The 25,253-nt window shown below is 68.2% G+C and carries 23 protein-coding genes; 13 read left to right on the top strand and 10 right to left on the bottom strand.

Features of this window, described 5'->3' with window-relative positions; translation table 11 throughout:
* Positions 1-40 precede the first annotated feature (40 nt).
* The 4 genes from dnaA to ACKTT0_RS08480 all read left to right on the top strand — a co-directional run bounded on the left by dnaA (position 41) and on the right by ACKTT0_RS08480 (position 5,641).
* On the top strand, positions 41-1,495 hold the full coding sequence (gene dnaA, locus ACKTT0_RS08495; RefSeq protein WP_407849502.1) for a chromosomal replication initiator protein DnaA: 1,455 nt from the start codon (positions 41-43) through the stop codon (positions 1,493-1,495).
* A gap of 2 nt (positions 1,496-1,497) precedes the next feature.
* On the top strand, positions 1,498-2,607 hold the full coding sequence (gene dnaN, locus ACKTT0_RS08490; protein ID WP_028353873.1) for a DNA polymerase III subunit beta: 1,110 nt from the start codon (positions 1,498-1,500) through the stop codon (positions 2,605-2,607).
* An 89-nt stretch (positions 2,608-2,696) separates the two neighbouring features.
* Complete coding sequence (gyrB, locus tag ACKTT0_RS08485) at positions 2,697-5,150, top strand: DNA topoisomerase (ATP-hydrolyzing) subunit B (protein WP_407849501.1); 2,454 nt, start codon at positions 2,697-2,699, stop codon at positions 5,148-5,150.
* Between the two features lie 116 nt (positions 5,151-5,266).
* Entirely contained in the window at positions 5,267-5,641 is a 375-nt protein-coding gene (locus tag ACKTT0_RS08480) for a VOC family protein (protein WP_407849500.1), read from the top strand.
* 10 nt (positions 5,642-5,651) lie between these two features.
* Here the strand turns inward: ACKTT0_RS08480 and ACKTT0_RS08475 are convergent, their stop codons facing one another.
* The 3 genes from ACKTT0_RS08475 to ACKTT0_RS08465 all read right to left on the bottom strand — a co-directional run bounded on the left by ACKTT0_RS08475 (position 5,652) and on the right by ACKTT0_RS08465 (position 7,876).
* On the bottom strand, positions 5,652-6,137 hold the full coding sequence (locus ACKTT0_RS08475) for a GNAT family N-acetyltransferase (RefSeq protein WP_407849499.1): 486 nt from the start codon (positions 6,135-6,137) through the stop codon (positions 5,652-5,654).
* 166 nt (positions 6,138-6,303) lie between these two features.
* Positions 6,304-6,930 carry an isochorismate family cysteine hydrolase YcaC gene (gene ycaC / locus ACKTT0_RS08470; RefSeq protein ID WP_407849498.1) on the bottom strand — a complete coding sequence of 209 codons (627 nt, stop codon included), beginning with the start codon at positions 6,928-6,930 and terminating at the stop codon, positions 6,304-6,306.
* A 79-nt stretch (positions 6,931-7,009) separates the two neighbouring features.
* Complete coding sequence (locus ACKTT0_RS08465) at positions 7,010-7,876, bottom strand: pirin family protein (RefSeq protein ID WP_407849497.1); 867 nt, start codon at positions 7,874-7,876, stop codon at positions 7,010-7,012.
* A gap of 120 nt (positions 7,877-7,996) precedes the next feature.
* On the opposite strand from ACKTT0_RS08465, the gene ACKTT0_RS08460 reads away from it, so the two are divergent.
* Positions 7,997-8,902 carry a LysR family transcriptional regulator gene (locus ACKTT0_RS08460; protein ID WP_407849496.1) on the top strand — a complete coding sequence of 302 codons (906 nt, stop codon included), beginning with the start codon at positions 7,997-7,999 and terminating at the stop codon, positions 8,900-8,902.
* Between the two features lie 22 nt (positions 8,903-8,924).
* Here the strand turns inward: ACKTT0_RS08460 and bioD are convergent, their stop codons facing one another.
* The 5 genes from bioD to ACKTT0_RS08435 form a co-directional block, all read right to left on the bottom strand.
* Entirely contained in the window at positions 8,925-9,617 is a 693-nt protein-coding gene (gene bioD, locus ACKTT0_RS08455) for a dethiobiotin synthase (protein WP_407849495.1), read from the bottom strand.
* A complete protein-coding gene (bioF, locus tag ACKTT0_RS08450) occupies positions 9,610-10,800 on the bottom strand; it encodes an 8-amino-7-oxononanoate synthase (protein WP_407849494.1) in 1,191 nt (396 codons plus the stop codon). Before bioF ends, bioD begins: the two co-directional genes overlap by 8 nt.
* Positions 10,800-12,140 carry an adenosylmethionine--8-amino-7-oxononanoate transaminase gene (gene bioA / locus ACKTT0_RS08445; RefSeq protein ID WP_407849493.1) on the bottom strand — a complete coding sequence of 447 codons (1,341 nt, stop codon included), beginning with the start codon at positions 12,138-12,140 and terminating at the stop codon, positions 10,800-10,802. Before bioA ends, bioF begins: the two co-directional genes overlap by 1 nt.
* A 260-nt stretch (positions 12,141-12,400) precedes the next feature.
* Positions 12,401-12,895 (bottom strand): thioesterase family protein, encoded by a 495-nt coding sequence (locus ACKTT0_RS08440; protein ID WP_407849492.1) that lies wholly within the window; start codon positions 12,893-12,895, stop codon positions 12,401-12,403.
* A 27-nt stretch (positions 12,896-12,922) separates the two neighbouring features.
* The gene (locus ACKTT0_RS08435; RefSeq protein ID WP_407849491.1) at positions 12,923-13,207 is read right to left on the bottom strand and encodes an acylphosphatase; all 285 of its coding nucleotides are present in this window, start codon (positions 13,205-13,207) and stop codon (positions 12,923-12,925) included.
* A gap of 76 nt (positions 13,208-13,283) precedes the next feature.
* On the opposite strand from ACKTT0_RS08435, the gene ACKTT0_RS08430 reads away from it, so the two are divergent.
* Both ACKTT0_RS08430 and ACKTT0_RS08425 read left to right on the top strand, forming a co-directional pair.
* Complete coding sequence (locus tag ACKTT0_RS08430; RefSeq protein WP_407849490.1) at positions 13,284-14,447, top strand: alpha-hydroxy acid oxidase; 1,164 nt, start codon at positions 13,284-13,286, stop codon at positions 14,445-14,447.
* Positions 14,448-14,626: 179 nt separating this feature from the next.
* The gene (locus tag ACKTT0_RS08425; protein ID WP_407849489.1) at positions 14,627-15,457 is read left to right on the top strand and encodes an AraC family transcriptional regulator; all 831 of its coding nucleotides are present in this window, start codon (positions 14,627-14,629) and stop codon (positions 15,455-15,457) included.
* Here ACKTT0_RS08425 and ACKTT0_RS08420 read toward each other — a convergent pair.
* Positions 15,439-16,374: a LysR family transcriptional regulator gene (locus tag ACKTT0_RS08420; protein WP_407849488.1), complete on the bottom strand. Its 936-nt coding sequence runs from the start codon at positions 16,372-16,374 to the stop codon at positions 15,439-15,441. The two genes, ACKTT0_RS08425 and ACKTT0_RS08420, sit on opposite strands and share 19 nt — an antisense overlap.
* 159 nt (positions 16,375-16,533) lie before the next feature.
* On the opposite strand from ACKTT0_RS08420, the gene ACKTT0_RS08415 reads away from it, so the two are divergent.
* The 3 genes from ACKTT0_RS08415 to ACKTT0_RS08405 are packed head-to-tail and all read left to right on the top strand — an operon-like array spanning position 16,534 to position 21,307.
* Positions 16,534-17,517 (top strand): Bug family tripartite tricarboxylate transporter substrate binding protein, encoded by a 984-nt coding sequence (locus tag ACKTT0_RS08415; RefSeq protein ID WP_407849487.1) that lies wholly within the window; start codon positions 16,534-16,536, stop codon positions 17,515-17,517.
* Between the two features lie 39 nt (positions 17,518-17,556).
* Positions 17,557-19,614: a hydantoinase/oxoprolinase family protein gene (locus tag ACKTT0_RS08410; protein ID WP_407849486.1), complete on the top strand. Its 2,058-nt coding sequence runs from the start codon at positions 17,557-17,559 to the stop codon at positions 19,612-19,614.
* Entirely contained in the window at positions 19,607-21,307 is a 1,701-nt protein-coding gene (locus ACKTT0_RS08405) for a hydantoinase B/oxoprolinase family protein (RefSeq protein WP_407849485.1), read from the top strand. Before ACKTT0_RS08410 ends, ACKTT0_RS08405 begins: the two co-directional genes overlap by 8 nt.
* On the opposite strand, the gene ACKTT0_RS08400 is transcribed toward ACKTT0_RS08405, so the two are convergent.
* Positions 21,295-22,128 (bottom strand): GntR family transcriptional regulator, encoded by an 834-nt coding sequence (locus ACKTT0_RS08400; RefSeq protein WP_407849484.1) that lies wholly within the window; start codon positions 22,126-22,128, stop codon positions 21,295-21,297. The genes ACKTT0_RS08405 and ACKTT0_RS08400 overlap by 13 nt on opposite strands.
* Before the next feature lie 160 nt (positions 22,129-22,288).
* Between ACKTT0_RS08400 and ACKTT0_RS08395 the strand changes: the two genes are divergently transcribed.
* Genes ACKTT0_RS08395 through ACKTT0_RS08385 form a run of 3 tightly spaced genes read left to right on the top strand, consistent with a single transcriptional unit; the run spans position 22,289 to position 25,252 of the window.
* A complete protein-coding gene (locus ACKTT0_RS08395) occupies positions 22,289-23,320 on the top strand; it encodes an ABC transporter substrate-binding protein (protein ID WP_407849483.1) in 1,032 nt (343 codons plus the stop codon).
* A gap of 28 nt (positions 23,321-23,348) precedes the next feature.
* On the top strand, positions 23,349-24,401 hold the full coding sequence (locus ACKTT0_RS08390) for an ABC transporter ATP-binding protein (protein ID WP_407849482.1): 1,053 nt from the start codon (positions 23,349-23,351) through the stop codon (positions 24,399-24,401).
* Positions 24,398-25,252 carry an ABC transporter permease gene (locus ACKTT0_RS08385; RefSeq protein WP_407849481.1) on the top strand — a complete coding sequence of 285 codons (855 nt, stop codon included), beginning with the start codon at positions 24,398-24,400 and terminating at the stop codon, positions 25,250-25,252. The genes ACKTT0_RS08390 and ACKTT0_RS08385 overlap by 4 nt, the downstream gene beginning before the upstream one ends.
* Position 25,253 lies beyond the last annotated feature (1 nt).

Genomic DNA, 25,253 nt, shown 5'->3' with positions numbered 1-25,253 from the left:
CCCCCAGGCAAGGTAGAATCGAGGTTTGAATAAGAGCGACATGAAAGAATTCTGGCAGACCTGCGTCAGTCGTCTTGAGCAGGAACTTCCCCCTCAACAGATCAGCGCCTGGATACGGCCGCTGGTGCCACTTGCGTTCGACGAGACGCAGGCAGTTTTGCGCGTAGCCGCGCCCAACCGTTTCAAGCTCGATTGGGTGCGCAAGAACTTTTCCCACCAAATAGAGGCCCTGGCGGCCGAATGGTTCCAGCGGCCGGTGCAGGTGGCGTTCGAGCTGCCGGCCGGCGGGGCGGCCCCGCGCATGCCGGCGGCGTCGCCGGCCGGCACCCCGGCCGCCGCGCCATCGGCCCCGGCGCCCGCGCCGGCCCAGGCGGCCGTGCCCGCTGCCGCCCCCGCGCCGGCGCCCGCGGCGCCCAGCCCGGCGGCCGTGGCGGCGGCGGTCCAGGCCGACGCCGCCGGCGTGGTGTACGAGCGCTCGCGCCTGAACACCGACCTGACCTTCGACAACTTCGTCACCGGCAAGGCCAACCAGCTGGCCCGCGCGGCGGCGCTGCAGGTGGCCGAGAACCCCGGCATTTCGTACAACCCGCTGTTCCTGTATGGCGGCGTGGGCCTCGGCAAGACCCACCTCATCCATGCCATCGGCAATGCCATGGTGGCGGCCGGCACGGGCGTGCGGGTGCGCTACGTGCATGCCGACCAATACGTGTCCGACGTGGTCAAGGCCTACCAGCGCAAGGCCTTCGACGATTTCAAGCGCTACTACCATTCGCTCGACCTGCTGCTGATCGACGATATCCAGTTTTTCTCCGGCAAGAGCCGCACGCAGGAAGAATTCTTCTACGCGTTCGAGGCCATGGTCGCGCAGCGCAAGCAGATCATCATCACCAGCGACACCTATCCCAAGGAACTGGCCGGCATCGACAGCCGCCTGATCTCGCGCTTCGATTCCGGCCTCACGGTGGCCATCGAGCCGCCCGAACTCGAGATGCGCGTGGCCATCCTGCTGCGCAAGGCCGAGTCCGAGGGCGTGCCCATGCCCGAGGAAGTGGCCTTCTTCATCGCCAAGCACCTGCGCAGCAACGTGCGCGAACTGGAAGGCGCGCTGCGCAAGGTCCTGGCCTATGCCCGCTTCCATGGCCGCGACGTGCTCTCGGTGGACGTCTGCAAGGAAGCCCTGAAGGACCTGCTGTCGGTGTCCAACGGCCAGATCACGGTCGAGAACATCCAGAAGACGGTGGCCGATTTCTACAAGATCAAGGTCGCCGACATGTATTCGAAACGGCGGCCGGCCAATATCGCCCTGCCACGCCAGGTTGCCATGTACCTGGCCAAGGAGCTTACCCAGAAAAGCCTGCCGGAAATCGGCGATCTGTTCGGTGGCCGCGACCACACCACCGTGCTGCACGCGGTGCGCAAGATATCCGATGCCCGCGCCAAGCAGGCAGAGCTCAACCATACCCTGCACGTGTTGGAACAAACTCTAAAAGGATGAACATGCAACTCGTACAAACCACACGCGATGCATTGCTGAAACCGCTGTCGACCGTGGCGGGAATCGTCGAAAGACGCCATACCCTGCCCATCCTGGCGAACATCCTCATGCGCAAGGAAGGCAACAAGGTCGCCTTCATTGCCACCGACCTCGAAGTCCAGATCACCACGCATGCCGATTTCGGCGTGGGCCAGGACAACGAATCCACCACCGTGGCGGCGCGCAAGCTGCTCGATATCCTCAAGGCGCTGCCGGATACGGGCGAGGTCAAGCTGGCGCTGGCCAACAACAAGCTGTCCGTGCAGTCCGCGAAGAGCCGCTTTGCCCTGCAGACGCTGGCCGCCAGCGAATTCCCCACCGTGGCGCAGCCCGAGAAATGGGATGTCTCCCTGACGCTGCCGCAGCGTACCTTGCGCCACCTGCTGAACATGGTGCATTTCGCCATGGCGCAGCAGGACATCCGCTATTACCTGAACGGCATGCTGCTGGTGTTCGAAGCCGGCCGCGTGCGCGCCGTGGCCACCGACGGCCACCGCCTGGCCCATTGCGCCACCGAGGCCGACGGCATCGCCGAACGGCACGAAGTCATCGTGCCGCGCAAGACCGTGCTGGAAATGCAGCGCCTGCTGGAAGATTCCGACGAGCCCGTCTCCATCGACGTGGCGCCGGGCCAGATCCGTTTCCGCTTCGGCGATGTCGAGCTGGTGTCCAAGCTGGTGGAAGGCAAGTTCCCCGATTTCACGCGCGTGATCCCCACCAACTACACGCGCCAGTTCATCGTCAACCGCGAGGCCCTGCAGGGCAGCCTGCTGCGCGCCGCCATCCTGACGACCGACAAGTTCAAGGGCGTGCGCCTGCAGCTGGCGCAGAACCAGATGAAGATCTCTTCTTCCAACGCCGAGCAGGAAGAGGCGCAGGAAGAGCTCGATATCGACTACGGCCACGAAGCGCTCGACGTGGGCTTCAACGTCAGCTACCTGCTCGACGTGCTGGCCAACGTCAAGGCCGAGAACATCCAGTGGTCGGTCATGCCCGACGCCAATGCGTCGGCGCTGCTCACCCTGCCCGACGACGACCAGTTCAAGTACGTCGTCATGCCCATGCGGATCTGATCCGCGCCTGGGTTTATGCCGCGGCGCGCGCCTGGCGCATGCCGCGGACCGGCCGCGAGGCCGTTTTTTGAAGTGTTAGCGATAAAGACATGTCAGATCAGCAGAACAGCAATCCCGAGAACACCGGCTATGGCGCCGATTCGATCAAGATGCTCAAAGGGCTGGAGGCCGTGCGCAAGCGCCCAGGCATGTACATCGGCGACACTTCCGACGGCACGGGCTTGCACCACATGGTGTTCGAGGTGGTCGACAACGCGATCGACGAGGCGCTGGCCGGCCACTGCGACGACATCGTGGTGACCATCCACACCGACAATTCGATTTCCGTCACCGACAACGGCCGCGGCATTCCCACCGAGATCCACAAGGACGACGAGTTCGGCCGCAGCGCGGCGGAAATCGTCATGACGGAACTGCACGCCGGTGGCAAGTTCGACCAGAACTCGTACAAGGTGTCCGGCGGCCTGCACGGCGTGGGCGTGTCCTGCGTGAACGCGCTGTCCGAATGGCTGCGGCTGACCATCCGCCGCAACGGCCAGGTGCACCAGATGGAGTTCCGCCAGGGCGAGCGCGTGGCCCCGCTGGCGGTCACGGGCACGACCGACAAGCGCGGCACGGAAGTGCGCTTCCTGGCCGACCCGCTGATCTTCACCAACGTCGAGTATCACTACGACATCCTGTCCAAGCGCCTGCGCGAGCTGTCCTTCCTGAACAACGGCGTGAAGATCCGCCTGGTCGACCAGCGCCAGGGCAAGGAAGAGAACTTCGCGTTCTCGGGCGGCGTGCGCGGCTTCGTGGAATACATCAACCGCGCCAAGACCGTGCTGCATCCCAACGTCTTCGCGGTCACGGCCGAGTCCAGCGCCGGCGGCGTGCCGGTGGGCGTGGAAGTGGCGATGCAATGGAACGACACGTACAGCGAAACCGTGCTGTGCTTCACCAACAACATCCCGCAGCGCGACGGCGGTACGCACATGACCGGCCTGCGCGCGGCCATGACGCGGGTCATCAACAAGTACATCGCCGACAACGAGCTGGCCAAGAAGGCCAAGGTCGAGACCTCCGGCGACGACATGCGCGAAGGCCTGGCCTGCGTGCTGTCGGTCAAGGTGCCCGAGCCCAAGTTCAGCAGCCAGACCAAGGACAAGCTGGTGTCCAGCGAGGTGCGCCCGGCCGTCGAGGACGCCGTGGCGCGCACGCTGGAAACCTGGCTGCTGGAGCATCCCAACGACGCCAAGGCGCTGTGCGCCAAGATCGTCGAGGCCGCGCGCGCCCGCGAGGCCGCCCGCAAGGCGCGCGAGATGACGCGCCGCAAGAGTGTGCTGGAAGGCGCCGGCCTGCCCGGCAAGCTGGCCGACTGCCAGGAAAAGGACCCGGCGCTGTGCGAGCTGTATATCGTCGAGGGCGATTCGGCCGGCGGCTCGGCCAAGCAGGGCCGCGACCGCAAGTTCCAGGCCATCCTGCCGCTGCGCGGCAAGGTGCTGAACGTCGAGAAGGCCCGCTTCGACCGCCTGATCGCCAGCGAGCAGATCGCCACGCTGATCACCGCGCTGGGCACCAGCATCGGCCCGGACTTCAACATCGACAAGCTGCGCTACCACCGCCTGATCATCATGACCGACGCGGACGTGGACGGCGCGCACATCCGCACGCTGCTGCTGACCCTGCTGTACCGCCAGATGCCCGAGCTGATCGAGCGCGGCTACGTCTATATTGCCCAGCCGCCGCTGTACAAGGTCAAGGTGGGCCGCGAAGAGCGCTACCTGAAGGACGACCAGGAAGAAGCGCAGTTCATGATGCAGCTGGCCCTGAAAGAGGCCTCGCTGGTGCCGGCCCAGGACGCCGCGCCGATCACCGGCGAGGCGCTGGCCGAACTGGCCCGCCAGTACGTGCTGGCCGATGCCGTCATCGCCCGCCTGTCGCGCCTGTACGATGTGGATGCCCTGTCGGCCATGGCCGAGGGCGTGGAAATCGACCTGGCGACGGCCGAGACGGCCGCCGCGTCGGCCAAGCGCCTGTCCGACGCCCTGCATGAGGCGGTGGTGGGCAATGGCGTCGAGGTGGTGGCCGAGTTCGACGAGGCCCACGAGCAGCATCGCCTGCTGGTGCGCCGCATGCACCATGGCAACGTGCGCGTCAGCGTCATCGACGCCGACTTCGTGCAGGGCGCCGATTACGCGGCCCTGGCTCGCTCGGCCAAGACCTTCCTGGGCCTGATGGGGCCTGGCGCCGTGGTGGCGCGCGGCGAGGGCGACAAGCGCAAGGAACAGTTCGTGTCCGACTTCCGCGAAGCCATGCAGTGGCTGCGCGGCGAGGCCGAGCGCGGCATTTCCAAGCAGCGCTACAAGGGCCTGGGCGAGATGAACCCCGACCAGCTCTGGGAAACCACCATGGACCCGGCCGTGCGGCGCCTGCTGCGCGTGAAGATCGAGGACGCCATCGCGGCCGACGAGATCTTCACCACCCTGATGGGCGACGACGTGGAGCCGCGCCGCGCGTTCATCGAGACGCACGCGCTGTCGGCGTCCAACATCGACGCGTAGCACGCACGTCCGCGACAAGGGGCTGCAGACGCAGCCCCTTTTTTCTTGGGCCGTTGTGGAATACTCTGCCAGCGGCACGCAAGCCCCGCATCGGCCCGGATACCCCAGGAGCGCGTATGTTCGACCATGTCAAATTCGGCGTCACCGACTATGCCGCCAGCAAGGCGTTCTTCCTCAAGGCGCTCGAACCGCTCGGCGTGGTCGTGGCCGGGGAAGGAACGCCGGCGTATGGGATCGAGCTGGTCGGCCCTGGCAGCAAGGCTTCGCTGTGCCTGTTCCAGACCGACCATAAACCGGCGCCCCTGCACCTGGCCTTCGTGGCCGAGACCCGCGCGCAAGTCGATGCGTTCTACAACGCGGCGCTGGCGGCGGGCGGCCAGGACAATGGCGCGCCGGGCCTGCGCCCGCAGTACCAGGCGACCTACTATGCGGCGTTCGTCATCGGCCCGGACGGGCACAATATCGAAGCGGTCTGCCACGCTCCGGCCTGACCACGGCGGCTTACCAGGACCGCTCGAGCACTTCGCCGGGCAGGCCGTCGAAGTCCTTGAACTCGCGCGACACGAACTGGTTGTTGAGCAGGATTTTCCTGGACGGCAGATTGGCCGGGTCGATGATGGCGAACAATCCGCGCAGCGCGGGCTGCGCCTGCGCCCTGGCGACCAGCCGGCGCGCCACCCGGCCGGCGATCCCGCGGCCCCAGTATTCAGGCAGGATCATGTACCCCAGTTCGGCGGTTTCCGCGTCGGCGGCCGGCACTTCCAGCTTGGCCAGGCCGACGAAGCCGCCGTCTTGCGCGTCGAGTATCTTGAATTGTCCCAGCTCGGGGTGGATGGCGTTGCCTGCCAGCAGCTTGTCGTAGTCGCGCCGGGCTTCATCCAGGGGGATGGCGCGTTCCGTGATCATGGCCATGACCCTGGCATCGCCCACGAGCCGGAAATAGTCGTCAAAGTCACGGGGGCCGAATTTCTGCAAGGCGAATTCCACGTAGTACTCCTGGGTGAAGCCGGTCCACTGTGCCGCGCAGCGCACATGCGCGGCGCGGCTCCCAGCGTTGTAACACTGGCCGCGGCGCCAACGAAAAACGCCCACCACGGGGTGGGCGTCGGCACCGGTGGCCGCAGCGGGCGGCCAGGCGCGCCGCGGGCCGGGATTACTTGCCTTGTGTCAGCGTGGAATAGCTCGTGATCAGGTTGCGGTAGTCGGGGATGTGGTTCGAGAACAGCGCGGCCAGGCCCTCGACGTCGTTGCGCCAGTCGCGATGCAGTTCGCAGGCCACGCCGAACCAGGTCATCAGCTGGGCGCCGGCGGCGCTCATGCGATCCCAGGCGGCATCGCGGGTCAGCGCGTTGAAGGTGCCGGAGGCGTCCGTGACGACGAACACGTCGAAGCCTTCTTCCAGCGCGGCCAGCGCGGGGAAGGCGACGCAGACTTCAGTGACGACGCCGGCGATGATCAGCTGTTTCTTGCCGGTGGCCTTGACGGCCTTGACGAAGTCTTCGTTGTCCCAGGCGTTGATCTGGCCGGGCCGGGCGATGTAGGGGGCGTCGGGGAATTGCGCCTTGAGCTCCGGCACCAGCGGGCCGTTCGGGCCGTCCTCGAAACTGGTGGTCAGGATGGTGGGCAGCTTGAAGTACTGGGCCAGGTCGGCCAGGGCCAGCACATTGTTCTTGAAACGATCGGGATCGATGTCGCGGACCAGGGACAGCAGTCCGGCTTGATGGTCCACCATCAGTACGGCGGCGTTGTCCTTGTCGAGGCGAACGTAGGGCTTGGTCATGGTAAGTCTCCGGGAAAAAGTACAGCGGGAAGCCCCAGGGGGCGGAGGAAATGGCCCCGCCTGGCGGCGGGGCCCGGGGTCAATGCGCCATCTGGCCGAAGCGGCCGTGGTTGAAGTCGTCGATGGCCTGGCGGATTTCTGCCTGGCTGTTCATGACGAACGGGCCGTAGCCGACGATGGGTTCGTCGATGGGCTCGCCGCTCAGCAGCAGCAGCGTGGCGTCGTTGTTGGCCTCGACCTGCACGTCGCTGCCGTCGCGGGCCAGGTGCACCAGTTGGCCGCCGCGCGCGATGTCGCTGCCGTTGACCAGCACCGTGCCGTGCAGCACGGCCAGCGCCAGGGTGCGGCCTTCGGCCACGCGGAACGTCGTCGCGCCCTGCTGGCGCAGCCGCACATCCCACACGTCCATCGGCGTGCGGGTGCGGGCCGGGCCGCGCCGGCCGGCGAACTCGCCGGCGATCACGCGCACGCGTCCGGCGTCGCCGGGCAGGTCCACGGATGGGATGTCGCGGTCCAGCAGCGTCTGGTAGCCAGGCTCGGACATCTTGTCGCGCGCCGGCAGGTTGACCCATAGCTGCACCATCTCCAGCGCGCCGCCCTGGCGGGTGAAGGCTTCGGAATGGAACTCTTCGTGCAGGATCCCGCCGGCGGCCGTCATCCATTGCACGTCGCCGGGGCCGATGTGGCCGCCCGCGCCGGTGGAGTCACGATGGTCGACTTCGCCCTGGTAGACGATGGTCACGGTCTCGAAGCCGCGGTGCGGATGCTGGCCCACGCCGCGCGGCCGGGCCGCCGGCTCGAACTGGGCCGGACCGGCATGGTCCAGCAGCAGGAACGGGCTGAGATGGCGGCCATGGCTGTCATAGCTGAACATCGAGCGCACCGGGAAGCCGTCGCCTACCCAGTGGGGCCGGGGCGCGCTGTAGATACCGAGGACTTGCTTCATGTCGTTCTCCGCTTGCCGGCTGCACATCGCGGCGTGCAGCCCATGGAGAGACTATAGATTCGCGACAATTGGCCGCCTAGACCGTAAAATTTGCCTTCAGCGTTCTATTTAGTGAACGATATGCCGGACTTGAACGATCTTTACTACTTCGTGCAGGTGGTCGACCACGGCGGCTTCGCGCCGGCCGGCCGCGCGCTGGGCATTCCCAAATCCAAGCTCAGCCGGCGCATCGCCCTGCTGGAGGCGCGCCTGGATACCCGCCTGATCCTGCGCTCGACGCGCCAGTTCGCGGTGACCGAGATCGGCCAGACCTACTACGCGCATTGCAAGGCCATGCTGGTGGAGGCCGACGCCGCCGAGGAGGCGGTGGCGCTGACCCGCGCCGAGCCGCGCGGCACGGTGCGGGTGACCTGCCCGGTCGCGCTGCTGGACGCGCAGGTGGCCGAGATGCTGGCCGCCTTCATGGTGGAGTACCCCCTGGTGCACATACACCTGGAGGAAACCAACCGGCGCGTGGACGTGGTGGCCGAGGGCATCGACGTGGCGATCCGGGTGCGGCCGCCGCCGCTGGACGACAGCGACCTGGTGATGCGGGTGCTGGCCGAGCGCCGCCAATGCCTGGTGGCCAGTCCGGCTTTATTGCGGCAGACCGGCACGCCGCGCGCGCCGGCCGACCTGGGCGACCTGCCCAGCCTGGGCCTGGGGCTGCCGCAGAGCGAACACGTGTGGCGGCTGCTGGGCCCGGATGGCGCGCAGGCGGCCATTCGCCACCAGCCGCGCCTGGTCACGCGCGGCATGCTGGCGCTGCGCGCGGCCGCCGTGGCGGGCGTGGGCATCGTGCAATTGCCCACCATGCTGCTGCGCGAGCAGTTCGAGCGCGGCGAGCTGGTGACGGTATTGCCCGACTGGGCGCCGCGCCGCGAGATCGTGCATGCGGTCTTTGCATCGCGCCGCGGCCAGTTGCCGGCGGTGCGGGCGCTGATCGACTTCCTGGCCGAGCGGTTCGCGGCGCTGCAGGCCGAGTGAACCGCCCCAGGGGCTGTTCCCTCTAAAACAGCCGGCTGGCGCGCAGCTGCCGCGCGGCTTCGCGTGGGTCGGGCCGGTCCAGGTACGGCAGCGTGCCCAGCAAGGGGGCCGGCAGGCGCTGTTCGAGCGCCTGTATGTTGGCTGGCGCCTGCTGCATGGCCGGGTCGATCTGGTTGGCCACCCAGCCTGCCAGGCGCAGCCCGCGCGCGGCAATCGCTTCGGCGGTGAGCAGGGCATGGCTGATGCAGCCCAGCCGCATGCCCACCACCAGGATGACCGGCAGGCCGAGCCGCTGCGCCAGGTCGGCCGTGTCTTGATGGTCGTTCAGCGGCACGCGGAAGCCCCCCACCCCTTCGACGATGACGGTGTCCGCGTGCGCGGTGGCCTGCCGGTATGCCTGCACGATGGCCTCCGGCTCCAGCGCCACGCCCTCGGCGGCGGCGGCGATGTGCGGCGCGACCGCGGCGCGCAGCACATAGGGGCAGTGTCCCGCGCCGGGCAGCGCCACGGTGCTGGCCTGGCGCAGTTGCTCGACGTCCTCGTTGAGCCAGCGGCCGTCGGCCGGCCGGGCGCCGGCCGCCACGGCCTTCAGGCCGGCCGCCGGCCGGCCGTGCCGCGCCGCCGCGATCAGCAGCGCGCAGGACACCAGCGTCTTGCCGATCTCGGTGTCGGTGCCGGTGACGAAATAGTCGTGCGGGCGTGGCGTGTCAGGCATGGCCGGGCTCCTCTTCCAGGCGGTTCAGGGTGTGGACCAGCCGGTCCACGTCGGCGGGCTGGTGCGCCGCCGAAAGGGTCACGCGCAGGCGCGCGGTGCCGGGCGGCACGGTGGGCGGCCGGATGGCGGGCACCCACAATGCCGCGCGCTCCAGCGCCGCCGCCGCGCGCAGGGCCGCGACGTTCTCGCCCAGCACAATAGGCTGGATGGCGGTGGGGGTGGGGACGTGGCGCCAGCGTCGCAGGCGCAGCCCGGCCTGCAAGCGGCCGGTCAGGGCGCGCAGGTGCGCGCGCCGCTGCGCACCCTCGGCGCCTTCGATCAGGTCCAGGCTGGCCAGCAGCGCATGGGCCTGCGCCGGCGCCGCGGCGGTGCTGAAGATATACGGCCGGGCGCGGTTGACCAGCCAGTCGATCACGGTCGCGTGCGCGGCCACGAAGGCCCCGCCCACGCCGGCGGCCTTGCCGAGCGTGCCGATCATCACCAGGTGCGGCGAGTTCAAGCCCAGGTGCTCCAGTACACCATGTCCGTGCCGGCCCAGCACGCCGAAGCCATGCGCATCGTCCACCACCAGCCAGGCGCCATGGCGCTCGGCCAGCGCCAGCAGGTCGCGCAGCGGAGCAATGTCGCCGTCCATCGAAAATACCCCGTCGGTCACGATCAGCCGGGTACGCGCCCGGCTGCCCGCCAGCAGCTTGCCCAGCGTGCCGGTGTCGCCGTGCGGGTAGACGTGGACGCGCGCGCGCGACAGCCGCGCGCCGTCGATCAGCGACGCGTGGTTGAGCGCTTCGGAATAGATCTCGGCGTCCTTGTCGGCGAGCGCGCCCAGCGCCGCCAGGTTGGCCATGTAGCCGGTGCAGAAGTACAGCGCCCGGGCCTGCTCGATATGCGGCGCCAGCATGGCCGCCAGCCGCTCTTCCAGTTGCGCATGGGCGCGGCTGTGGCCGCTGATCAGGTGCGAGGCGCCGCTGCCCGCGCCGTAGCGCACGGCGCCGTCGGCCAGGGCGGCGATTACCGCCGGGTGGGCCGCCAGGCCCAGGTAGTCGTTGCTGCAGAAGGCCAGCATGTCGCGGCCATCGACGCGCACAGCGGGCGCGCAGGGAGTGTCGGTGGTGCGCCGGCGGCGGCGCAGGTGGCGCGCCTCGAGATCGCGCAGGCCGGCTTCCAGGGAGTCGAGCAATTGCATCAGTGGGCCTCCAGGGCGTCGTCGAGCGTGGCCAGCGTCTCACGCGCCAGCCAGGCGGTGGTTGCCTCGTCCAGCACGTAGGGCGGCATCAGGTAGACCGTGGCGCCGATGGGGCGCAACAGCAGTCCGCGCGCCAGCGCCGCCGCCGCATAGCGCTGCGCGAAATCGGCATCGGCCGCCACGTCGAATGCCCAGATCATGCCGGCGCGCCGCCAGTGGCGGACCGCGCGGTGGCGCCGCAGCGGCGCCAGGGCCGCATCGAATCGCGCCGCCCAGGCGCGGTTGCGCGCCAGGATGTCGTCTTCGTCGAAAATGGCCAGCGTGGCCAGCGCCGCGCGGCAGGCCAGCGGGTTGCCGGTGTACGAGTGCGAGTGCAGAAAACCGCGCGCCACGTCGTCGTCGTAGAAGGCGTCGTGGATGGCATCGGTGCTCAGCACCAGTGACAACGGCAGGTAGCCACCGGTGATGCCCTTGGACAACGTCATCAGGTCGGGCCAGACGCCGGCCTGCTCGCACGCGAAAAACGAGCCGGTGCGCCCGCAGCCGACCGCGATCTCGTCGGCGATCAGGTGCACCTGGTAGCGGTCGCACAGGGCGCGCACCTGGCGCAGGTAGGCGGGATCGTGCATCGCCATGCCCGCCGCGCACTGCACCAGCGGCTCGATAATGACCGCGGCGATCTGCCGATGGCGGGCTTCGAGCAAGGCCTGCAGGTCGGCGGCGGCGCGTTGCGCGACGGCGGCGGCGTCTTCGCCGGGGCCTGCCTGGCGGGCATCGGGCGAAGCCACCACGTGGGCCTGGCGCAGCAGGGGATCATAGGCGTCGCGGAACACGGCCACGTCGGTGACGCCCAGCGCGCCCAGCGTCTCGCCATGGTAGCCATGGCGCACGCAGACGAATTCGCGCTTGTCGGCGTGGCCCTCGTTGCGCCATGCGTGGAAGCTCATCTTCAGGGCGATTTCCACCGCCGATGCGCCGTCCGAGGCATAGAAGCAATGGCCCAGCGCGCCGCCCGCGAGCGCCGACAGCCGCTCGGCCAGCTCGACGGCCGGCGCGTGCGTGCAGCCGGCCAGCATCGCGTGCGGCAGCCGGGCCAGCTGGTCGTGCAGCGCAGCGTTGATGCGCGGGTTGGCATGGCCGAACAAATTCACCCACCACGAGCTGATGGCGTCGAGGTAGCGGCGGCCATCCATGTCGACCAGCCACGGCCCTTCGCCGCGCGCCAGCGCCAGCAAGGGCATGGCGGCCTGGCGCTTCATCTGGGTGCAGGGATGCCAGACGTGGCGCAAGCTGCGGGCGCGCCAGTCGGCCGTGCGGGAATCAGGTGCGCGATCGTGCATTGCCGGCTCCAGAACCAGGCCGGGCCGGCCTCGCGGTGACAGCCATCGCGAGTATCAGGGCACCGGCCAGACAGTTGAGCGGCGGATAGTAGGAATGGCCGGAGGGGCTGGCAATCCCCGCGATTTTGAAGCTATTGGCGGCCGGAAGCGTGCAGAAGACGGGAATTGGCTGCCCGTTCGCTGTATCGCGTCGGCATCCCGCGGCGATCTGCGCGGGCGCCGGAGGTGAAACAAATTGTGAGCGATGGCGCCGGCCGAGCTCAGGTCGTTGCCTGGCGCGTCAACGCCAGCCGGCGCACGTGGCGCTCGGGTAGCGGCACCGCCGCGTGCGCGCGCGCCGCGGCCTGCAGCGACTGCGCCAGTTCCGCGGGGAACGGCTGGCTGCGCCGGGTGTCGAGGTTCACGTTGACGGATAGTTGTTCCATGGTGGCAGCCAGGTACTGGTCGCGCGTCTGGAACAGCTCCATCAGGCACAGCAGGCGCTTCGCGTCGGCGTCCAGCACGCGCACGCGCAACTCCAGCGGGTCGTCGGCCAGCAGTTCGCGCCGATAGTTGACCGCGATGTCGACGGTATAGATGCCGCAGCGCGTGGCCTGGGTATAGCTTTCGCCCACCCCCAGCGGCTCCAGCAATTGGAAGCCGATATGGTCGAACACCCGCACATAGCGGGCGGCGTTCATGTGGCCGTACAAGTCGGTCCAGTCCGGCTTGACGACGAGTTGCGTGCGGGGAAGTTGCGAGGCGTGGTCGGGCATGGGGATCCGTGATGGCGAAGGGTGGAACTACAACTGTTCGAAGCGTGCGTAGCGCTTGTCGGTGAACTGGCGTTCGGTGATGAGCTCGCGCACCGTGGCGGCCGGCGGGCCGCGCCGCAGCCACTCCAGCATGTGGTCGACCTGGTCGGGCGTGCCCTGCACCAGCGCCTGGACGGTGCCGTCTTCCATGTTCTGCACCCACCCGGTCACGCCCAGCATGTGGGCGCGCCGTACGGTGGCATGCCGGTAGCCCACGCCCTGCACCACACCTTTGATGATGACGTGGACGGTTTCCTGGTGGGGGTCTTGCATGCGATTCCTCTCGATACGGGGGCGCGCGCGTATACTTGCTACGCCCTTGCGGCCCTCTATTTTCCAATAGTCTGCCATGAACCAGAACCTTGCCAAGATCACCTGCATCGAAGACCTGCGCATCCTGGCGCAGAAGCGCGTGCCCCGCATGTTCTACGACTACGCCGATTCAGGCGCCTGGACCGAGGGCACTTACCGCGCCAACGAGGCCGATTTCCAGACGATCAAGCTGCGCCAGCGGGTGGCGGTGGACATGGAAGGCCGCTCGCTGCGCACCACCATGGCCGGCACCGAGGCCGTGATGCCGGTGGCCATCGCGCCCACCGGCCTGACCGGCATGCAGCATGCCGACGGCGAAATGGTGGCGGCGCAGGCGGCGGCCGAATTCGGCGTGCCGTTCACGCTGTCGACCATGAGCATCTGCTCGATCGAGGACGTGGCGCGCGCCACCGGCAAGCCGTTCTGGTTCCAGCTCTACGTGATGCGCGACCGGGAATTCGTGGCCAACCTGATCGACCGCGCCAAGGCGGCCGGCTGCTCGGCGCTGGTGCTCACGCTGGACTTGCAGATCCTGGGCCAGCGCCACAAGGACATCCGCAACGGGCTGTCGGCGCCGCCCAAGCCCACGCTGGCCAACCTGGTCAACCTGGCCACCAAGCCGCGCTGGTGCCTGGGCATGCTGCGCACCCCGCGGCGCACGTTCGGCAACATCGTCGGGCACGCCAAGGGCGTGAGCGACCTGTCGTCGCTGTCGTCGTGGACGGCCGAGCAGTTCGACCCGCGCCTGAGCTGGGCCGACGTCGAATGGATCAAGCAGCGCTGGGGCGGCAAGCTCATCCTGAAGGGCGTCCTGGATGTCGAGGATGCGCGCCTGGCGGCCGACAGCGGCGCCGACGCGCTGATCGTCAGCAACCACGGCGGCCGCCAGCTCGACGGCGCCATGTCGTCGATCGCCGCCTTGCCCGCCATCGCCGACGCGGTCGGCTCGCGCATCGAAGTATGGATGGACGGCGGCATCCGTTCCGGGCAGGACGTACTGAAGGCCGTGGCGCTGGGCGCGCGCGGCACCATGATCGGCCGCGCGTTCCTGTACGGCCTGGGCGCGTACGGCAAGGCCGGCGTGACCCGCGTGCTGGAGATCCTGTACAAGGAAATGGACGTCACCATGGCGCTGTGCGGCCGCAAGTCGCTGACGCCGGGGGACCGCAGCGTGCTGCTGCCTGGGACATACCCGACTTGAATGCAGGTGTCTGACACCCCGCGGGATGCCATCGGCGTGCGGATGGTATTGCCGGGGGAGTCAGACACCTGGGCCGACGTGAATGCAGGCGCCAGGCACCTGGGCAGTGAAGGTGCAAGACCGCAAAAGCGCAAAATCTGCAAAGCGGCCGTGGCTACAGTGGGAGCCCTGGAGCACGTATGAAACTCAAGACCCGCATCCACTACGCCAACCGGCTGGAATCGGTGCTGCAATGGCTGGCCTCGCATCCCGACGCGGCGCCGGACCTGTACCACCTGGCCGACCTGGCGTGCCTGTCGCCCTATCACTTCCATCGCGTATATCGCGCGCTGATGGGCGAGACGGTCAACGCCACGATGCTGCGCGTGCGCATGCACCGGGCATCAGTGGAGCTGGCCGGGGAAGCGCCAATGCAGCAGGTGGCGCAACGCGCCGGATACACGTCGCAAGCCGCGTTCAGCCGGGCTTTCGGCGCCGTGTTCGGAATGCCGCCCGGCCGCTACCGGGATGCGCGCTCCAGGCCTTTCAACCCTGAGGAGCTTGGCATGTATCCCACTACCATCGAGCAATTCGCCGGCGCGTCGCTGGCCACCCTGGCCCACGCGGGCGACTACCAGAACATCGGCACCACCTTCGACCGCCTGTTCATGCTGGCGTCCAGCCGCGACCTGGTCGGCCCGGCCACCCGTTCGTTCGGCGTGTATTACGACGATCCGGCCCAGGTGCCGGCCGACCGGCTGCGTTCGCGCGCCGGCCTGACACTGCCCGACGGGGCGTCCGTGGACGCGGTGTTCGAGCCGTTCACCTTGCCGGCGGCGCGCTGCGCGGTGCTGGAATACACCGGCCCCTACAGCGAAATCGAGGCAGCCTACCACTGGCTGTTCGCGCAATGGCTGCCGGCCAGCGGCCAGGAGACGCTCGATTTCCCCATGTGGGAAGAGTACGTGAACGACCCCAAGACCACGCCCGCCGCCGAGCTGAAGACGCGCATCTACTTGCCGCTGGCGTGAGGCGGCGCGCCGCGCCGGGCGGGCGTGGCCCGCTCGGCGATGTACTGCCGCAGCCAGGCGTGGCCGGGATCGTCGTGGTGCCGTTCGTGCCAGTACAGCGATACGGCGATGGTCGGCAGTTCCATGGGTACTTTCAGGATGACGGTGCGCGAGCTGCTGGCCATGGCGCGGGCCACGCTGGCCGGCATGGTGGCGATCAAATCGGACGCTGAAATCACGAACGGGCAGACCAGGTAGCTGGACAGCGTGGCTGCGATGTGGCGGCTGCGGTTGTGTCCCTGCAGGATCCGGTCGATGCCGCGGCTGAAGTAGCGCGTATGGGCCGCCAGGTCGACATGGCCGTATCGCAGGTAAGCGTCCAGGTTCCAGCGCTTGCGCAGGCAGGGATGGCCTTCGCGCACGATGCAGACTGCCGGCTCTTCGTACAGGAAGCGCGTGCGCAGGTCGGGCGACGGTTCGGGGAAATAGCCGGCGATCAGCTCGACATGGTTGGTCTCCAGCATGCTCAGGCCGTGCAGCGGTCGCGCCGGCTGGATCTGCAGATGCAGGTGCGGCGCATCCTTCGCCAGGCTGGGAATGACCAGCGGCAGCAGGCGGTATTGCACATAGTCGGTGGCGTAGAGCGACAGCGTGCGTTCGGAATGCGCAGGGTCGAAGGACTCGTGGCCGCGCGTGGCGCGCCGCCAGGCCTGCAGCATGGGGCGGAACGCCTGGTGCAGCTCGGTGGCGCGCCCGGTGGGCTGCCAGATTCCGGCTTCGCGCACCAGCAGCGGGTCGTTGAACAGGCGCCGCAGCCGGCTCATGGCGGCGCTCAGGGCCGGCTGCGTGATGCCCAGTTGTTCGGCCGCGCGCGTCATGCTGCGACAGGTCATCAGCGCATCGAAATGCAGCAGCAGATTCAGGTCTGGATGCTTCATGGCTGCCCCACGACATAAATGCGAATGATGTGACTATAAGCGGCAACATCTGCTGCGGCCGCCGGACGGCCTCTAGCATGGTCCCGTTGTTGCAGTGAACGCACGGCCGGGCCCGGCGCCCGGCGAACAGGAAGTTCTACCAACACAAGGGGAAGCAAGATGATTGCACGGAGATTCCTGCGCCGCTGCGGATGGGCCGTGGCCGGCATGCTCGCCATGGCCGCGCACGGGGCGCACGCCGCCTGGCCGTCCGACAAGGTGATCCGCATCGTGGTGCCTTTCGCGGCGGGCGGCTCCACCGACCTGATCGCGCGCAAGGTGGCCGAGGGCTTGGGCGGCAAGCTGGGCGCCAACGTGATCGTGGAAAACCGGCCCGGGGCCGGCGGCACGGTGGGCACCGAATACGTGGCGCGCCAGCCGGCGGATGGCTACACCATCCTGATGGGTTCGGTCAGCACGCAGGGCAGCGCGGCCTGTATCTACTCGAAACTTCCGTACGACCCGATCAAGGATTTCACGCCGCTCGCGGTGGTGGCGACCATTCCCAACGTGCTGGTGGTCAACCAGTCGGTGCCGGCGCGCTCGCTGCCGGAATTCGTGGCGCTGCTCAAGCAGGATCCGTCGGCCTATTCGTTCGCCTCGAATGGCCAGGGCACTTCGAACCACCTGGCGGCCGAGCTGTTCAAGTCGACCGCCGGGGTGTCGATGGTGCACGTGCCCTACCGGGGCTCGGGCCCGGCGCTGATCGACCTGGTGGGCGGCCAGGTCAGCATGATGATGGACGTCGTGATGACTTCCTATCCGTATATCCAGGACGGCAAGATCCGCGCCCTGGCGGTGACTTCGCCGGCGCGCTCTCCCATGCTGCCCGACGTGCCCACCGTGGCGGAGTCCGGCTATCCCGGCTACGAGGCCATGGTGTGGTTCGGCATGCTGGCGCCGGCCGGGTTGCCGGAAGCCATCCGCGAGCCGCTGACGCAAAGCCTGGTCGAAGTCTTGCATGGGCCCGTGCTCAAGCCATACCTGGAGCAACAGGGTGCGCAGGTTTCGGACGTGGCCGGCGCGGCGTTCAGCGCCATGATCAAGGATGAGGTCGCCAAGTGGTGCAAGGTGGCCGACAAGGCGGGCATTCATCTGGACTGAGCGGGCAACCGCCTTCCTTCATGAGGGGACAGGGACAACATGTATCGCATAGGCATAGACGTGGGCGGCACGTTCACCGATTTCACGATGGTGGACGAACAGTCGGGCGCGGTGCACTTCCACAAGGTGCCATCCACTCCGCACGATCCGTCGGAGGCCATCCAGCAGGGAATCGCGGACCTGCTGCGCACGCACGGCGTCGCCGTGCGCGATGTCTCGCACATCGGCCATGGCACCACGGTGGCGACCAACCTGATTATCGAACGCAAGGGCGCTCGCGTCGGCCTGCTGACCACCCGGGGCTTCCGCGACGTGCTGGAGATTGGCCGGCAGACGCGCCCGCACCTGTATGACTACAGCGTGGGCAAGCCGCCGGTGGCCGTGCCGCGGCAGTGGCGCATCGAGATCGACGAGCGCATCGACAATACCGGCGCGGTGCTGCGCGAGCTGGACGAAGCGCAGGTGCACGCCGCGGCGCAGGCGTTCGGCGCGGCCGGCATCGAAGCCGTGACCATCTGCTTCCTGCATTCGTACCGCAATGCCGCGCACGAGCGGCGCGCCGCCGAAATCGTGCGGCAGGTGTTGCCGGAGGTGTTCGTCAGCCTGTCGTCCGAGGTGCTGCCGGAGTTCCGCGAATACGAGCGGTTGTCCACGACGGTGCTCAACGCCGCGGTGGGCCCGCGCATGGAACGCTACCTGCAGCGCTTCCTGCAGCGCACCCGCGAGCTGGGCATCGACCACGAACCGCACACCGTGCATTCCAACGGCGGCCTGATGTCGATCGCCAGCGTGCGGCAGTATCCCGTGCGCACCTGCCTGTCGGGGCCCGCCGCGGGCGTGATCGGCGCGGCGGCGGTGGGGCGGGCGATCGGCAGCCTGAACCTGGTGACCTTCGACGTGGGCGGCACCAGCACCGACGTCTCCCTGGTTTGCGACGGCCGGCCGCTGTTCACTTCGCATCGCCAGGTGGCGGGCTATCCGGTCAAGACGCCGATGGTGGATATCCATGTCATCGGCGCCGGCGGCGGCAGCATCGCCTGGCTGGACGACGCCGGCGCCTTGAAGGTGGGGCCCCATAGCGCGGGCGCCGTGCCGGGGCCGGTGGGCTACGGCCGCGGCGGCGTCGAGCCGACCATCACGGACGCGCAGATCGTCCTGCAGCGCCTGAATCCGGTGGCTTTGTTGAAAGGCCGCATGGAAGTGCATGCCCAGGCCGCGCGCGAGGTGATCGAGGCGCGCGTGGCACGGCCGCTGAACCTGTCGCTGGAAGAGGCGGCGCAGGGCATCCTGCGGATCGCGGCGGCCAACATGAGCCGGGCTATCCGCGCCGTGTCCACCGAGCGCGGCCACGACCTGACCGACTTCGCGCTGTACGCCTATGGCGGCGCCGGCCCGCTGCACGCGGTCGAGGTGGCCGAGGAATGCGGCATCCCGCTAGTCATCGTGCCGCAGGAGCCGGGCACCATGTGCGCGCGTGGCATCCTGCTGGGCGATATCTCCTTCGACTTCGTGCGCAGCGAGATCGCGCCCGCCAGCGAGGCGGGCTGGCCGCATGTGGCGGCGATTTTTGCGCAGCTGGAACAGCAGGCCCAGGCCTGGCTGGACGGCGAAGGCGTGGCGCCGGCGCTGCGCAGTTGCCGCTATGCCATCGACGCGCGCTACGAGGGCCAGAATTTCGAGGTGCAGGTGCCGCTGGAGGACTTCCGCGCCCAGGGCTTCGCGCTGTTCATCGAGCGATTCCGCCAGGCGCATGAACGCGAGTACGGATACGTCGTGGACGACCGCCGCGTGCAGATCATCAATTGCCGGCTGCAGGCGGTGGGGCGCGTGGCCAAGGCGCCGCTGGCGCCGCGCCCGGCCGGCGAGCTGCCGGCCGATGCCCGGCTCGGCGCGCGGCGCGCCTATTTCGGCGCCCGCCATGGCTGGTGCGACACGCCGGTGTACGACCGCGACCTGCTGCCGGCCGGCGCCTGCCTGCGCGGGCCGGCCTTGATCGAGGAAATGAGTTCGACCACGGTCGTGGGACCGGGTCACAGCGTCGCGGTCGACGCCTACGGCAACCTGCTGATCCGCCTGCAAGGAGACCTGCATGACTGAGCATTCCGCCAGCGCCGCCATTGCCGATCCGATCGGCATGGAGGTATTCAGCAACCGGCTGCTGTCGATCACCGAGGACATGAACAACACGCTGGTGCGGGCGTCCTTCTCGACCAACATCAAGGAGCGCAAGGACTGCTCGGTGGCGCTGTTCGACGCGGCCGGCCGGCTGGTGGCGCAGGGTACGCAGATTCCGCTGCATCTGGGATCGCTGGACGGCGCGATGCGCGCGATATTGCAGGAGTTCCCGGTCGAGGCCATCCGGCCGGGGGATGTCTTCATCTGCAACGACCCCTACCTGGCCAACGGCAGCCACCTGCCGGACATCAACATCGTCTCGCCGGTATTCTGGGACGGCGCGCTGTGCTTCTTCGCCGCCAACATCGCCCATCATTCCGACGTGGGCGGCGCGGTGCCGGGGTCGATCGCCGGCGGCCTGCGCTCGGTGTTCGAGGAAGGCATCCGCATCCCGGTCTGCCGCATCGCGCGCGCCGGCCAGGTGGACGAGGACCTGCTGCGGCTGGTCTGCGCCAACACGCGCGACCCCGAGGAGCGCGTGCTGGACCTGCGCGTGCAGATGGCCACCAATGAGCGGGGCGCGGCCGCCATGGGCGCGCTGATCCGGCAAATGGGGCTGGACGCCGTCCTGCGCTCGGTCGACGACATCATCCTGTACACGCGCCGGCGCTTGAGCAACCGCATCGCCGAATTGCGCGAAGGCAGCTACGTATTCGAGAACTTCCTGGACGACGACGGCATGGGGGGCGACCCGGTGCCCATCCGCGTGGCCTTGACCGTGGGCGGCGGGCGCCTGCACTTCGACTTCGACGGCTCGGGCCCCCAGGCGCGCGGCGCCATGAACCTGCCGCTCAATACCCTGCGCGCTTGCGTCTATTACGCGGTCAAGGCGCTGCTCGACCCCGACCTGGCGCCCAATGCCGGCCTGTTCGACCCGATTTCCATCTCCGCGCCGGTCGGCACCATCACCAACCCGGAACATCCCGCCGCCGTGGGCGCGCGCTCGATCACGGCGCAGAAGGTGGCGGGCGCCATTTTCGGCGCGTTCCGCGGCCTGCTGCCGCCGGAGCGGATCATGGCCTCCAGCAACGATTGCTGCCCGGCCATTGTGTTCTCGGGCCGCTGGCCCGACCGTGCCGGCCATTTCGTCTACCTGGAGACCCTGGGCGGCGGCGCCGGCGCGCGCCTGGACGCGGACGGCACCGACGGCGTGCATGTCCATATGACCAATACGTCCAACCTGCCGGTCGAGGCGCTGGAGAACGAGTACCCGTTGCTGATGGATGAATACGCGCTGATCGCCGACTCGGGCGGCGCCGGCCGCACGCGCGGCGGGCTGGCGATCGCTAAGCAGATCCGCGCGCGCGCCGACGGCATTGTGTTCTCGGCGCGTTCGGACAGCCATACGGTGGGCGTGGCCGCCGGCGTGGCGGGCGGCGGCGACGGGCGCCGCGCGCGCCTGTTGCGCAACCCGGGCACCTCGCAGGAGCAGGAGCTGTTTTCCAAGACCGCCAACATTGCCCTGGCCGGCGGCGAAAGCGTGCGCATCGAGACGCCTGGCGGAGGCGGCTATGGGCCGCCGTCCGAGCGGCCGCGCGCGCGCATCGAGCAGGACCTGCGCGACGGCAAGGTCAGCGGCGCGCAGGCCGCCTCCGCATACGGCTATCGGCCTTGAGCCGGGCGCGGCCAGTCCAGCTTGAGAGACATGGAGTACTTCATCTTGGTGTACGGGAACGTGGTGACCGTGGCCAGCATGAGGGCTCCGTTCTCGCCGTAATAGCGGCGCGTGATCACCAGTCCGGGCGTATGCGGAGCGACCTTGAGCAGTTCGGCCATTTCCCCGCTGATCGGGGTGGCCGAGAATTCCTGGCCGACTTCGCTGATGCACTGGCTGTAGCGCTGTTCGACCAGTTGCAGCAGCGGCACGCGGGTCTTGCCGATATCGGCCTTGATGGCGGAGTAGTCGGGATGGACGTAGGCATCCAGGTAGGCCACGGGCGCGCGCTGGCCGCCCAGCAGCTTGATGGCGCGGATATGCAGCCAGGCCTGGCGCGGCGGGCAGCCGAGGGTTTCGGCCAGCCGCGCCGAGGCGCGGATATCGCGGGTGGCGAGCACGCGCAGCGTGGCGTTCTTGATGTACTGGAACAGGTCGGCCAGTTCGGAAACGCGCTGGGTGTGGCGCGTGGCCGACCTGGCCGCCTCCACGCGCGTGCCGACGCCGGGGCGGCGCGACACCATGCCGGCCTCGGTGAGCATGCGGATCGCCTCGCGCACGGTATGGCGACTGGCGTCGTAGTGCGCGCACAGTTCATGCTCGGTGGGCAGCAGGGTCATGACGGGGTAGGCGCCCGAGCGGATGGCGCGCGCCAGGTCCTGGTAGATGGCCTTGTAGCGGGGCGCGGGCTTGTCGTCGGCGGGCGCGCCGATGTCCGCGCTGAACAGGCCGGGCGCGGCGGGAGGCGATTCGACAGTGTCGGGCGGCAGGGATCGGGCCAAGGCGGCTCCAGGCAGAAAAAGCTTAGGGGCAATACGGGATTGACAAATGTAGCACCAGGCTTCCATTATATGTCCGGACATTCATGTCCGGACATATGCAGGTGAAGCAGCGAGAACAGGCGGGCAGGACATTGCCCGCCTAACTGACAAGGGGGTTCTCATGGGCAAGGGTCTTGCAATGTTTGTGGCGGCGGCGCTGGCCGTCGCATGCGGCGGCGCCGCCGTGGCGCAGCAGAAGCTGGTGGTGGCCGGATACGGCGGGTCGTTCGAGGAGATCATGCGCAAGCACATCTTCCCGCCCTTCGCCAAGCAGCATGGCGTCGAGCTGGTCTATGTGGCGGGCAATTCGACCAACACCGTGGCGCGCCTGCAGGCGCAGAAAAGCAACCAGCAGATCGACGTGGCCATCATCGACGACGGCCCCATGTACCAGGCGATCGCGCTGGGGTTCTGCGCGCCGATCCAGGGCCTGCCGGCCGACGACCTGTACAAGACGGCGCGCTACAAGGACGACAAGGCCGTGGCGATCGGCATCGTGGCCACCGGCATCATGTACAACAAGAAGATATTCGACGAGCGGAAATGGGCGCCGCCCAAGTCCTGGAATGACCTCAAGGACCCGAAATACAAGCAGCAGCTGGTGGTGCCGCCGCTGAACAACACCTATGGCCTGCATACGCTGGTGCAGTTCGCCCGCGCGGCGGGCGGCGGCGAGAAGAACATCGACCCGGGCTTCAAGACGGTGATCGATGAGATCAACCCCAACGTGCTGGTCTACGAGCCCTCGCCCGGCAAGATGACCGAGCTGTTCTCCAGTGGCCAGGCGTCGATCGCCGTGTGGGGCAGCGGGCGCGTCAAGGCATTCGCGGATACCGGCTTCCCCGTGGGCTTCGTGTATCCGGAGGAAGGCGCCTATGCGCTGCTGTCTTCCGTATGCCCGGTCGCCAAGCCCGACGCCAATCCGCTGGCCCAGCAGTTCGTGCAATACCTGGTCTCCCCTGAAGTGCAGTCGCGCCTGGCCAGCGAGTATGGCTACGGCCCGGTCAATACCAAGGCCGAGATCAAGGATGATCCGCGCGTGCCGCTGCCGATCGGCCAGCGGGCGGCGGACTTGATCGTGATCGACTGGGACACGGTGAACCAGCATCGCGAGGAATGGAACAAGCGCTGGACGCGCGAAGTGGAACGCTGAACCAGGCTCGTCGCCGGCAGGAGCACGCATGGCATATCTCGTCCTGAAAGGCCTGACCAAGCGCTACGGGGACCTGACCGCGGTCGACCGCCTCGACCTGTCGGTCGAGCGCGGCGAGTTCATCTCGCTGCTGGGGCCGTCCGGCTGCGGCAAGACCACCACGCTGCACATGATCGCGGGCTTTGTCGAGCCGTCGGGAGGCACGATCCTGCTCGACGGCGCGGACCTGGGCAGGGTGCCCGCCAACAAGCGCGGGCTGGGCATCGTGTTCCAGAACTACGCGCTGTTCCCGCACATGACGGCGGCCGAGAACGTGGCGTTCGGCCTGGAAATGCAGCGCGTCGGCGGCAAGGAGCGCGCCGCGCGGGTGGCCGAGGCGCTGCAGCTGGTCGGGCTGGCGCACCTGGCCGACCGCCATCCGGCCCGCATGTCCGGTGGCCAGCAGCAGCGCGTGGCGCTGGCCCGCGCACTGGTGATACGGCCGAGCCTGCTGCTGCTGGACGAGCCGCTGTCCAATCTGGACGCCAAGCTGCGCGAAGAGATGCAGCTGGAACTGCGCAGCATCCAGCGTACGGTGGGCACCACCACCATCCTGGTGACGCACGACCAGTCCGAGGCGCTGGCGCTGTCCGACCGCATCGTGGTCATGAACCAGGGGCGCGTCGAGCAGGTGGCCGACCCGTTTTCCGCCTACGAGGGGCCGGCCAGCGGCTTCGTCGGCGGCTTCCTGGGCAAGGCCAATGTGTTCACGCCGCGGCCCGGCACTGGCGAGCACGCCGGCCGGGCGTGCATCGGCGAAGCCGCCATCGCGCTGGAGGAGTCGCCGATGCCGCGCGGTCCGGTCATCGTGCGGCCCGAGAAAATCCTGTTCTCGGAACCTGCCGCCTGCGCCCTGCCTGGGCGCATGAAGGCCCGCGTCTTCCAGGGCAACCATTGGCTGTGCCAGGTCGAGACCTCGGTGGGCGAGGTGCTGGTGATACGCCAGAACGACGGCGTGCCCGTGCCGGACGAGGGCCAGCAGGTGCACTTGCGCTGGCGGGCCCGCGACATGTGCCCGGTGGACGGCGAGGCGCGGCCATGAACGCGCGTGTCAATCCGTGGCTGCTCAGCGCGCCGGCGATGGCGGTGTACGCCACTTTCCTGGTGGTGCCGCTGTTCCTGGTGTTCCTGATCAGTTTCTTCAATTTCGAGTTCTACGGCGGTATCGAGCAGGCATTTTCACTGGCCAATTATCGCGACATTGTCACGGACAGCTACTACTACGAGGTCTACGCCCGCACCTTCGGCGTCGCCGTCGCGGTCACGCTGGCCTCGCTGCTGCTGGGCACGGCGGAAGCCTATGTGCTGTCGCGCATGGCCAACCCGTGGAAGGGCATCTTCCTGATGGTGGTGCTGGGGCCGCTGCTGATTTCCGTGGTGGTGCGCACCCTGGGCTGGGCGCTGCTGTTCGGCTCCACCGGACTGCTCAGCAAGACGCTGATGGCGCTGGGCCTGGCTTCTGGGCCGGTCAACCTGATGTACACCAACACCGGCGTGATCATCGCGCTGACCCATGTGCTGGTGCCCTTCATGGTGATCTCGGTATGGGCCTCGCTGCAGCGCATCAACCCGGCCACCGAGGCGGCCGCCCTGTCGCTCGGCGCCAGCCAGTTCACGGTGCTCAGGCGCGTGATCGTGCCGCAGATCATGCCGGGTATCCTGTCCGGCTCGATCATGGTGTTCGCCATGGCGGCCAGCGCCTTCGCCACGCCGGCCATCGTCGGCGGGCGGCGCCTGAAGAACGTGGCCACCGCCGCGTATGACGAGTTCCTCAACACCTTGAACTGGCCGCTCGGCGCGGCCCTGGCCATGCTGCTGCTGGTGGCGACCGTGGTGGTGCTGGTGGCGGCCAATCGCATGATAGAGCGGCGCTACGGCGCCATTTTCGGCTGAC

Origin of the sequence: Bordetella saccharivorans, assembly GCF_045862855.1 — a bacterium.
Classification (GTDB): Bacteria; Pseudomonadota; Gammaproteobacteria; order Burkholderiales; family Burkholderiaceae_B; genus Bordetella_A; species Bordetella_A petrii_F.
The sequence above is the reverse complement of the archived record's forward strand: the minus strand, read 5'-3'. Positions and strand labels throughout refer to the sequence as shown.